At 34.7% G+C, this 10,780-nt stretch carries 9 protein-coding genes; 7 read left to right on the top strand and 2 right to left on the bottom strand.

Annotated elements, in window-relative coordinates; genetic code table 11:
* Positions 1-235: 235 nt before the first annotated feature.
* The 5 genes from GJV76_RS08530 to GJV76_RS08510 all read left to right on the top strand — a co-directional run bounded on the left by GJV76_RS08530 (position 236) and on the right by GJV76_RS08510 (position 5,332).
* A complete protein-coding gene (locus tag GJV76_RS08530) occupies positions 236-2,962 on the top strand; it encodes a toxin-antitoxin system YwqK family antitoxin (protein ID WP_155092199.1) in 2,727 nt (908 codons plus the stop codon).
* Positions 2,963-3,121: 159 nt separating this feature from the next.
* A complete protein-coding gene (locus GJV76_RS08525; RefSeq protein ID WP_155092198.1) occupies positions 3,122-3,406 on the top strand; it encodes a DUF2089 family protein in 285 nt (94 codons plus the stop codon).
* Between the two features lie 22 nt (positions 3,407-3,428).
* Positions 3,429-4,019 (top strand): hypothetical protein, encoded by a 591-nt coding sequence (locus GJV76_RS08520; protein ID WP_155092197.1) that lies wholly within the window; start codon positions 3,429-3,431, stop codon positions 4,017-4,019.
* A 16-nt stretch (positions 4,020-4,035) separates the two neighbouring features.
* Positions 4,036-4,947: an alpha/beta hydrolase gene (locus GJV76_RS08515; RefSeq protein ID WP_155092196.1), complete on the top strand. Its 912-nt coding sequence runs from the start codon at positions 4,036-4,038 to the stop codon at positions 4,945-4,947.
* Between the two features lies 1 nt (position 4,948).
* On the top strand, positions 4,949-5,332 hold the full coding sequence (locus tag GJV76_RS08510; RefSeq protein WP_155092195.1) for a DUF3784 domain-containing protein: 384 nt from the start codon (positions 4,949-4,951) through the stop codon (positions 5,330-5,332).
* A 79-nt stretch (positions 5,333-5,411) separates the two neighbouring features.
* Here the strand turns inward: GJV76_RS08510 and GJV76_RS08505 are convergent, their stop codons facing one another.
* Together GJV76_RS08505 and GJV76_RS08500 are read right to left on the bottom strand one after the other, a co-directional pair.
* Positions 5,412-7,610: a B12-binding domain-containing radical SAM protein gene (locus tag GJV76_RS08505; protein ID WP_160339273.1), complete on the bottom strand. Its 2,199-nt coding sequence runs from the start codon at positions 7,608-7,610 to the stop codon at positions 5,412-5,414.
* 152 nt (positions 7,611-7,762) lie between these two features.
* Positions 7,763-8,185 (bottom strand): GNAT family N-acetyltransferase, encoded by a 423-nt coding sequence (locus GJV76_RS08500; protein ID WP_155092194.1) that lies wholly within the window; start codon positions 8,183-8,185, stop codon positions 7,763-7,765.
* Positions 8,186-8,311: 126 nt separating this feature from the next.
* Here GJV76_RS08500 and GJV76_RS08495 point away from each other — a divergent pair, with 126 nt between their 5' ends.
* The gene (locus tag GJV76_RS08495; protein ID WP_155092193.1) at positions 8,312-9,202 is read left to right on the top strand and encodes an AraC family transcriptional regulator; all 891 of its coding nucleotides are present in this window, start codon (positions 8,312-8,314) and stop codon (positions 9,200-9,202) included.
* A gap of 124 nt (positions 9,203-9,326) precedes the next feature.
* Positions 9,327-10,778 (top strand): c-type cytochrome, encoded by a 1,452-nt coding sequence (locus GJV76_RS08490; protein ID WP_155092192.1) that lies wholly within the window; start codon positions 9,327-9,329, stop codon positions 10,776-10,778.
* Positions 10,779-10,780 lie beyond the last annotated feature (2 nt).

Raw genomic sequence — 10,780 nt, 5'->3', positions numbered from 1 at the left:
GTATCTTAATTGTCCACTTTTTGCTGACGATTTACACTATCTGTTCTATATTTATTATCCCCAAAAGCATAAAGCACAATAATAATACACAAAATAAGCAACTCATTGACGAATCGCTGAAAGTAGTGATTTTAGTTCTGATCTTATAAATTATTGCCAATATGAGAAAATATTACTCAATACTTCTTTACTTTTACCCTATCAAAACAAATAAAATCACTTAAAGTATAAGTCTATGATTAAAAAGATTCTCCCTTTAGCTATCCTTTTCGCTACTCCAGTATTTAGCCAGGTAGCCAAAGACACAATTTGGGTAGATAGCTATGATTATATCGTACAAAAGAAAGATGCTAAATTTTTTAAAATTGCTAAACCTATCAAAGGTAATACAGACCTTAAAACTATCGAGGTTTACAATGCTAAAACAAATAAGATAGAAAGCAAAGGAAATGGTACTTTCATGGAAGGAAACGCTACAGCCTTATACCAAGGTGATGTACAATACTTCGATACAAACGGTAAAGTAAATTCAACTTTTACCTATGATGAAAACAATTCAATCACAAAATTAACAAGTATTGATCCTCGCAATGGTAAAGTATACAATTGTGAATACTATGATAACAATGTATATTCTGGAGAAGCTTTATTCAATTGGAATGGTGTATATGTTTACATTGAAGTAGAAGATGGTGTTTATTATAAATACGAGGTTATTAACCCTAAAAATGACAAAAATAAATTAACCTATCAATTTGACGAAAACAACTATCCTTCTGCAGAAGAATACTTCGATGAAAATGGCGTGTCAACGTATGCTGCTACATATCAAGAGGGACAATTGGTAGAAGGAGAGTCAGTGACTATTAACTATAGTAATTTTAGTGTACAATCTGTCTCTAAATATACTGATTCTAAGATATTACAAACTACTAATTTCTATACAACAGGACAAATTAAAAGTAAATCAGTCGTTTCTAATAACATAACTACAGAAGAATATTTCGACAAAAATGGAAAGCTCTTAGGTACATACAGAAGCGAATTGGATAGCGATGGATACTCAACTAAAAGTGAAGGTGTTCAATACTACTTTAATGTCTATGACAATAATCCTGATGATATCTATTCAGTATATCATTATAAGAACAATGTAATGATCAAATCAGAAGATTACTATGTTACTCCAAAAAACAATACAGTCAAAAGCATTATCTATAGCAATGAAAACTATCAGACTCTTAAGAAGGAATTCTATAATGAAGATGGAACTCTAAAAAGTCAATTACTTTATGATACTGATGGATATACCCCTAAGGATGGAACAGATTATAGTGATAACTTAACAATTACTTACAAAAACGCCAAAATAGTAGAGCGCATAGAATTATATTCTAATGGCAAACCATTTGAAATTACGAAAAACAACCTTTCGATCTATTACGATACAAAGGGAAAAGAGTTAGGTAGATTAACGTATAAGGAAGAACCTATGTATGGCGGCGTTGTCAATATATCTGGTACGCAGTATACGATGAGTAATGATCTGATTTCGAGTATTTCCAAGTATGAAAAAGAACAATTAGTCTACGAAGCTACTTATGAAACTACTAATGGTCAATCTACGATTAGTTCAGAAACGTTTTATCAAAATCAAAATATTTCTAAAGTAGTAGAATACTATAACAATGGAAATAAGGCAAGCATTTCACAATATTCGCCTGCAACCTACACCTATTCTCCTATCAAACAAACTTTCTATGATAAGACAGGAAAGGAATTAGGTATATACGATCATTTGACACAGACAGGTACTTTAGTTGATTTTACTTACGATAAGCAAATATCTGCTATCACTAAATTCAAAGATGGGAAGACCTTAGCTAAAAAAATATATGCTTTAAAACAAAACACAAATTCGACATATTATTTACAAGCTGATATCGATTATAATAAGCAAGGAAAATTCTATAGTGAAAAAGGAGAGATAATCTCCACAGCTACTTACAAAGATGGAGCTGCTTTTGAAGGAACTGTATGGGAAAATGACTTATATTACCTAACAGAAACAACTTATAAAAAAGGACTAAAAGTAGGTAAAGAAATAGTAAAATATGTTCATAGTGATGAAATCGTTACGATCAATTACTACGACAATCAAGGTAATTTAACAAAATCAGAGATATATAGTAATAATGTGTTGCAGTCTATCGCTGAATATCAAGAAGGAGTATTACACGGAGCAACAACATATTATGACAATGAAGGAGAAGTACTATCAACTTTAGTTTATCATAATGGCTATCCATACGAAGGAACGCTTACTTCGATAGACTATATGTACTACAACACTACTGAATATGTAAATGGAATAATTCAAGCTAAAAAAATGTATCTATTAGATATAGATGGAAAGACCCCAACTACCTTAGTGTTACATGAAGAATATGAAAATAGTGCCACTTTTAGTAGAACTATTAATGACAGTACAACTGGAACTCCTATTTATAAATACAATGTCAAAGACAACTACTTAGATGGTCAGTATCAATACTTCGAAAGTGGCAAAATAAAATATCAAGCTACTTTTAAAGATGGAGTTCTAACAGATGGTACTGTGGCTATTAATGACCTAAACCAAAATGCATATAACTATTACAGTGAATCACCAAGTAACTATACACTGTTAACCAGTAAAAAAGGAAATCTTACTGTAAAGATTTTGAATGAAGATCACAAAGAACTATTCGTTATGGAAGCTAAAGTGAAAAAAGGCGATAGCAGTCTAAATCCTTTAACTATCAACAAGATAACTGTAAGTAATTTATTCCCTTACAATGAGTTTAATAGTGAGAGTTATTATCATGATAACTACGGTTATGATTATGGTGTACCTGCAGCAGAAGCAGCAGTTGAAGCAGCAGAAGCAGCGGAGGTACCTGTACCTGTATCTGCATACTAAGAGACCTATAATTTCTTACATACTAAAATCCCAAGTATTATACTTGGGATTTTTTTGTTCATAGAAATCTAAAAGCTCTTTATTTTAATTAACTATTTTGATATAAATATTAATTTTATTAAATTAGATTTGAACAAAATTAAACAAACTATTCATATTATGTCAATTAAACCCAAACTTCCTATACATTGTCCGAGTTGTGAAAGTGAACTAAAGGTCACTCAGCTATCTTGTGAGCACTGTCAGACTATCGTCAATGGTAACTTCACTTTGCCCCTACTCTTACAGCTGAGTAAAGAGGAACAGGAGTTTATCTTAGCCTTCTTTTTAAACAGTGGGAGTCTAAAACAAATGGCATTACAGATGAATATCAGTTACCCTACTGTCCGAAATAAACTTGATGATATGATAGAACATATTCAAGAATTACAGAAAAAAGAATAACTCACTATAAACAACCAACCTTATGACACTCAAAAACTACATTCTTAAACCATTTGAAAACGTACAAGAGAAAACACTCTTAGCAATCGGTGTACTAACTGGAGTAGTTATTAGTTGTCTTCAACTATTAACTCATATGCGTAGTATAGCAATTCTAAAACAAATAGCTCTCAAGTCAGCACCTACACTTGCCCAAACCTTGAGTGACTTTGTTATCACAACAATAGTAATGACACTTGCTTTATTCGTATTTGGAAAAATCATCAACAAAAAGACTCGACTAATAGATATACTCAACACTGTATTGATTGCACGTATATGTCTAGATATAAGTGTACTATTTGATATCAATGGCTACCTAAGTGATTTCTCTCTTCAACTTATTGACAATATTGCTAATCCTGAAATATTGTTCAAAAGTAATCCACAAGGTTTTGTGTATCTTATCATTACGTCATTTGCTAGTATTCTATGTCTAGTTGGTTTTGGATACTATATCTACCAAGGTTTCAAACTAGCTACAAATCTCAAAAAGAAATATATGATTATTGTCTTCGTACTAATCATCTTACTTGTAGATACTCTGACAAGACTAATCACTACATTATATTAATCAACACAACAACACTATGAAAAAACTATTAACTACACTTATCGTATGCTTTGCTACTTCATTTAGCTTTGCACAAACAGCTATTCAGGTAGACAGTGAAATTGATGGAGACTTATACTTAGCGAATAAAGACAGTAAACAACTTGCCATTATAATAGCGGGCTCTGGCCCTACTAACAAGAATGGAAACAATCCTGCAGGGGTAAATGCGAACTCCTATAAATACCTTGCTCAAGGACTAAAAGAGAATGGTATTAACACCTTCACGTATAACAAGAGGATGTTTGCTCAAATGAAGAACCAGACAATGAATGAAGCTGATGTAACTTTTGATGATAACGTAAAAGACCTCAACCTTGTTATTGATTACTTCAAAAGGGACTATCCAAATATTGTATTGATAGGACATAGCGAAGGAGCTTTAGTCGCTACATTGGCTAGTCAAGACAATAGTACTGTATCTAAGCTTATCTCACTACAAGGGCCAGGAGAGACAATAGATAAAACACTGTATAAACAGATAACAGCGCAAGCACCTTTCTTTGCGAAATCAATAGAAGACATTCATGCTAAACTTAGAAAAGGCGAAATAGTAGATAGCATCCCTCCTATGCTACAAAGCTTATATCGCACTTCTGTTCAGCCTTACCTTATCTCTTGGATGAATTACGATCCTACTGTAGAACTTAAAAAAGTAAAACAACCGATCTTAATCTTACAAGGGGATAAGGACTTACAGGTCAAGACAGATCAGGGAGACAACTTAAAACAAGCTGTACCTACTGCTACTCTTATCACGTTAAAAGGAATGAATCACGTACTAAAAACAGTTGTAAAAGAGGAGGAGAACTTAGCATTATACAAGAAGCCTGATGTGCCTCTTCACGCTGAACTAGTACCTACTATTGTTAACTTTATAAAGAAATAATATGACCGTATATTTTGTTATCGCTATAATGTATATAGGAATTAGTTTTATTCTAACACCTACTAATGCTGACAGTATGTTAGCAGGTTACAATACATTATCAGAAGAGCGCAAAAAGCTTTATGACATCACCTCTACTGTTAATATAATTAACCGCACAGTCCGCTGTACGGGTATAGTATTAGCTCTTTTAGGAATAGTCTTCTATTTTATTGATGTATCAGAGTTTATACATTTTATCATACTTATTTTCAGTGTACTCCCATTATTGATTTCAAATATTTATGCGAGATTAAAGTATTCTACAGATCCTATGCGCTGGTATGAATGGGTACTATACTTCATTACTTTATTTGTCTGTGTTGTTTTACCATTTATTAGTTAAAAAAAATAAAGGCTTGTTTAATAATACATTCTAAACAACTATAACTAAAAAAGCCTCGCAAATGCGAGGCTTTCTATATCTAAAGCACTAGTAGTGCCATATCTTTTAATGCTTGTGCTGGTTTAGAATACCAGAATAGTTCAAAGTCTTCATTCGTAAACTCCTCAAAGCTCTTTTTCATTTCTTGATAAGTCATCGTCTGAGAAGCTTTCTCCTTCAAAGTCTCCACAAAATGTACAAACCAATCTCCTACCATTCTATCTACATCTACACCTATCGTCTCTTTTTTAGTATAGAATACCAATTGAGCCATTTCAAACACTCTGTTTTTCTTCTTTTTCTCAAAGTACTCGATATAAGGGAATGTCCCTAACCATACGACTTTCTGATTCGGTTTACATACTGTTAAAGGCTCATCATTTAGACAAGTAAAGATATAATCAGGTGATATACTCGTACGAGGTACTTTAAAATCAAACCATTCATGTAATGGCATATCAAAGCACATCCCATGCATAAAGTTAAACAGTGACTTCTTTAGTCCAAAAGAGAACTTATCGTGTATCGCTCCATTCATTTCTACGTGCGGTACATCGTTATTAGCGAATGTCCCCATCTCAGCGTTTACGCGCTCTACCTTGTATTCCTCTGGATTCATACCTACTGGTGAATGAGCAGTCATCGCAAACTGATGCCAAAAGCCCGATTGCATTACTCCTGCTTCAAACAACTGACGCACCATCTCAAGGCTGTCTATTGTCTCTTGTGCCGTCTGTGTTGGGAAACCATACATCAGATAGGCATGCACTAAGATACCAGCCTCCGTAAAGTTTCTATTCACACGGGCTACTTGCTCTACCGTAACTCCCTTATCTATTAATTTTAATAATCGATCTGAGGCTACCTCTAATCCTCCTGATACTGCCACACATCCTGAAGCTTTTAATAATAAGCACAAGTCTTTCGTAAAGCTCTTCTCAAAGCGGATGTTCGTCCACCAAGATACTGTTAGCTTACGTCTGATGATTTCTAACGCTACCTCGCGCATTAGGGCTGGCGGTGCTGCCTCATCGACAAAGTGAAAGCCTGTCTCTCCCGTCTGCTCAATTAATGTCTGCATACGGTCTACAATCTGCTTAGCCGCTATTGGTTCATATACCTTGATATAGTCTAAACTAATATCACAGAAAGTACATTTACCCCAATAACATCCATGTGCCATTGTTAGCTTATTCCAGCGACCATCACTCCACATACGATGCATTGGATTCACAACTTCAATCACAGAAATATACTCTGTCAGCAATAAGTCTGAATAATCAGGAGTACCTACCTCAGCCTGTTTATAGTCACGCTTCAGCGGATTATTGATATACACTACCTCATTGTCCTTAGCAATAAGCGTACGCTTTAACTCCTCTTGTGCTATCTTTCCTTCTACATATAGAATCAAGTTCTCCAGTGGAGCCTCTCCATCATCTAAAGTGATAAAGTCAAAGAACTCAAATACACGTACATCTTTTAACGAACGCAACTCAGTATTAGGAAACCCTCCTCCCATCGTGATTTTGATATGAGGATAGTTCTTCTTAATGTATTGAGCACATCTAAAACTACTGTATAAATTACCTGGGAAGGGTACAGAGAATCCCATTATCTTAGGATTAGTCTTATCTATTAGCTGTTGTAATAAATCAAGAGTAATCTCATCGATATAAGTCAAAGGTTGATGTAGTGCCTCATACATCTCATCAAACGTATGAGCAGAACGACCTAATCGCTCCGCATATCTACTAAACCCAAAGTTGGTATCTACCGTCTCGACAATGAGATCAGACAAGTCCTCTAAGTACAGTGTAGATAGGTGTTTCGCCTTATCTTGTATTCCCATACTTCCGAATGCCCATTCTAACTCTTCTAATTGTTCAAAGCGAGATGCCCTAGGAAGATAATCTTCTTGTACGATAGCATGTGCTAATGTAGAGTTCTTTCCTTGTAAGAAAGCTATCACAGCATCGATAGTAGAGATATAGTCCTCTTCTAAAGCAAGAATACGATGTATATTAGGAGATACTTCTTCTATGTGTTCATGTACATAGTCGAACAAGTCTATCAATCCTTGTTTACTAAACAATTTCAATATAACCTCTATTCCCAAATCAGCCTGATAACTGTCAATATTCAAAGTATTCAAGAATCCCTTGATGTAAGCAGTTGCTGGATAAGGTGTGTTTAACTGGGTAAACGGTGGAGTTATAAAAGCAATTGTTGTATTCACTATATCTAATTTTGGAGTGCAAAGATACTACTATTCAACCGAGTAAAAAACTGTATCTAACATACATTACTTCTTATTTAATCAACATTTAACAAACTATAAAACAACACATTACACAGTACTAAAAGTTCTTACCTCTTTTTCAGAGAACACTACATCAACACCTTACGCAGATATATCTTAGAATACCCTAAAGGATAATCCTTCTCTTCTGCAAAAATCTCATACCCCAAAGATTGGTAAAAGTCAGAAGCTTGAAACGAAAAAGTATTAAGTGATATATACTTACAGTTGCGCTCTACAGCTACCTGCTCTGCTACTAACATGAGTTTCTTCCCAAGACCTTGTCCTCTATGACTCTCTTTCACAGCGAGGTTCTGTATCTCTAACGTCCCCCATAGTGAACGGCCTAATATCCCGCCTATCACCTCTCCTTCTTCCACTAAAGTAATCTCTAATGCCTCATTAATACAAGCTGATAAATGTGTCGTATGACTTACATTATAAGAAGATAATATCTCCTTAATCGCCATTGCATTATGATCATCTATCTCTGTAGTTATCTTTATTTCCATCCTAATTCGTGTTTCAGTTTATACTAATCTAAAGTACTAAATCTAAATCACATCATAACTTATTTCTATGCATACACTGACCATAAGATTTAACATATTCCTATCTTTGTACAAAATATTAGCAATATGGAGAACAATAGTATTCCAATATACAACATCTGTAACTTACTCGACAACAACAACATCACTCAAGACTGTGTGGTATATAGATTGGAAGAATACATTTCTAATAGACCTAATATGGTATCTTCACCGCACAGACATGCATTTTATCAAATCTTGTTTGTATCTGAAGGCAAGGGAGTACACTCTATTGACTTTGAAAAATTCTCAATCGAAGAAAAATGTTTATTCTACTTGAACCCATCTCAAGTACACAAATGGGAATTTGAACCAGGTACTACAGGTTTTTTAATCAATTTTAATGATAACTTTTTGCGTACTTTCTTGGTGAATCCGAACTACCTAAATGAATTTACTTTCTTCAGTGGCAACGCACATTATTCAAAATTCTCATGTGAGAAGTGCTATGAAACACTTCACAGCAAATTTGAGAAAATATATTACGCTTACTTAGAAAATCAACCGCTCCAAAAAGATTATATGAAAGCTTTAATGCTTGAATTATTTTTAGAAACTCAACTGTTTCTTGTAAAGAAAGTCTTTGATATAGAAGAGCACAACGAAACAAAAGGTACTCAGTTTATCGTAAAAAACTTAGAAAGACTTATTGAAAAGCACTTTGTTGAAAAAAGATTGCCAAGTGAGTATGCAGAAATGCTCCACATCACACCTAATCACTTAAACACGCAATGTAAGAAAGTTCTGGGGATTACTGTTGGAGAAGTAATCCGCAATAGAGTCATCCTGGAATGCAAACGGCTATTAGTCAATGCGGATCTCACAATCACAGAAATTGCCTATGAACTCGACTTCAAAAACAATGCCTATTTTTCGCGTTTTTTCAAAAAGAACACAGGATTATCACCAGAAGAATTTAGAAAACAAAGTAAATAATTGATTTAATAAATCACTTTCCGCATTCTCAGACTAGTCAAAATTGATTAGTGTAAATATCACCACGTTTAGTGTAATATTTTTCAGTAGCTAAGGTTCTAATTTTGCTGAAAAATAAGACATTATGGATTTTCCTCTATTTCATTTAGACTGGTTGAATGACCGCTTTCTCATTGCGATGATTGCGATTATTCACGTATTTATAAACCACGGGTTAGCCGTTGGATTCATTCCCTATATAACACTGTTAGAACAGCAAGGAGTACTAAAAAGTGGTTCAGATGAAATCACTGATTTAGCTTGGGACAAAATGGTTCAACGTATGATGATGGTAGGTTTTGTTATTACGACCACAATGGGAGCGATGACTGGAGTAGGTATCTGGTTCTCCGCGGCGTTAATCAGCCCAAACTCTATCGGTAGTTTAATCCGCGTATTCTACTGGGGATGGTTTACAGAATGGATCGTGTTTGTATTAGAAGTTATCTTTATCATGATATACTTCCTCACCTGGAAAAACTCAAACAAATCCCTTCGTGCCAAACAACGCCACATTCGATTTGGATGGTTCTTATCTGCGTTCTCATGGCTAACCATGGCTATCATTGTAGCGATATTAGGATTTATGATGGATCCTGGAAACTGGATAGAAGAACATTCCTTCATCAATGGTTTGACTAATCCTATTTACTTACCTCAGCTATTATTTAGAACACCAACTGCTATGGTCGTGGCAGGAGCCTTTGGTTTCTTACTGATTATGTTATTCACTAAGAAATCGAGTGCGATCAGACCTACGGCTCTTAAAACTACTGCTATTTGGACATTATTGTGGTTACCACTGTCAATACTTGCAGCAATACATTACTATAATGTGATACCAGAAGCCATGACAGCGAATATGAGTACTGCTGTCGGAACAATGGACTTTGAACTATACTATGACTTACTAAAGAAAATAATACTTATTGCAACCAGTTCTCTTGCACTATTAGCCGTTTGGGTACTGTGGAAGCCAAAGAAAATCAACCTTGTGATGGTCATTATTCCATTTGTTCTTTCTTTAGGCTTCTTGGGTATATTCGAACGCGTACGTGAATTTATTCGCAAACCCTATGTCATCGGAGATTATATGTACTCTAACTTAATTCGCGAAGAAGATTATCCCTTATTACAACGAGATGGTATCTTAAAACACACTACTTATACAGCCATTACTGAAATCACGGAAGAAAACAAGTTGGAAGCTGGTAAAGATGTATTCATGGTTGCTTGCTCTCGATGTCATACCAGTCAGGGGATTAACTCTATCATCTTCGTATTCGAAAAAATGTATGGCATAGGCAAACCTTTGGATATAAATGGTATGAAAGCGTATATCCCGAATATGCATAACGGTAGAACCTATATGCCTCCCTATCCAGGCAATGAAGAAGAACTCGACGCATTAGCACATTATATATTTTACCTACAACAGAGTGGAGCGACCTTAGAAGGTGCACAGAGTGCTGGTGCACAGCTGAACCCTACTCATTCGGTTGAACATTTCATAGAACAAAAATCTAAACAACAATAATT

It is taken from the genome of Myroides albus (genome assembly GCF_009711045.1).
GTDB lineage: Bacteria > Bacteroidota > Bacteroidia > Flavobacteriales > Flavobacteriaceae > Flavobacterium > Flavobacterium album_A.
Note: the sequence above shows the minus strand (reverse complement) of the source record. Positions and strands in the feature narration are given on the sequence as shown.

What these genes read in the sequence shown, in the direction of transcription:
- GJV76_RS08530 (WP_155092199.1), top strand. Translation starts at nt 236, where the DNA reads ATGATTAAAAAGATTCTCCCTTTAGCTATCCTTTTCGCTACTCCAGTA.
- GJV76_RS08525 (WP_155092198.1), top strand. Translation starts at nt 3,122, where the DNA reads ATGTCAATTAAACCCAAACTTCCTATACATTGTCCGAGTTGTGAAAGT.
- GJV76_RS08520 (WP_155092197.1), top strand. Translation starts at nt 3,429, where the DNA reads ATGACACTCAAAAACTACATTCTTAAACCATTTGAAAACGTACAAGAG.
- GJV76_RS08515 (WP_155092196.1), top strand. Translation starts at nt 4,036, where the DNA reads ATGAAAAAACTATTAACTACACTTATCGTATGCTTTGCTACTTCATTT.
- GJV76_RS08510 (WP_155092195.1), top strand. Translation starts at nt 4,949, where the DNA reads ATGACCGTATATTTTGTTATCGCTATAATGTATATAGGAATTAGTTTT.
- GJV76_RS08500 (WP_155092194.1), bottom strand. Translation starts at nt 8,185, where the DNA reads ATGGAAATAAAGATAACTACAGAGATAGATGATCATAATGCAATGGCG.
- GJV76_RS08495 (WP_155092193.1), top strand. Translation starts at nt 8,312, where the DNA reads ATGGAGAACAATAGTATTCCAATATACAACATCTGTAACTTACTCGAC.
- GJV76_RS08490 (WP_155092192.1), top strand. Translation starts at nt 9,327, where the DNA reads ATGGATTTTCCTCTATTTCATTTAGACTGGTTGAATGACCGCTTTCTC.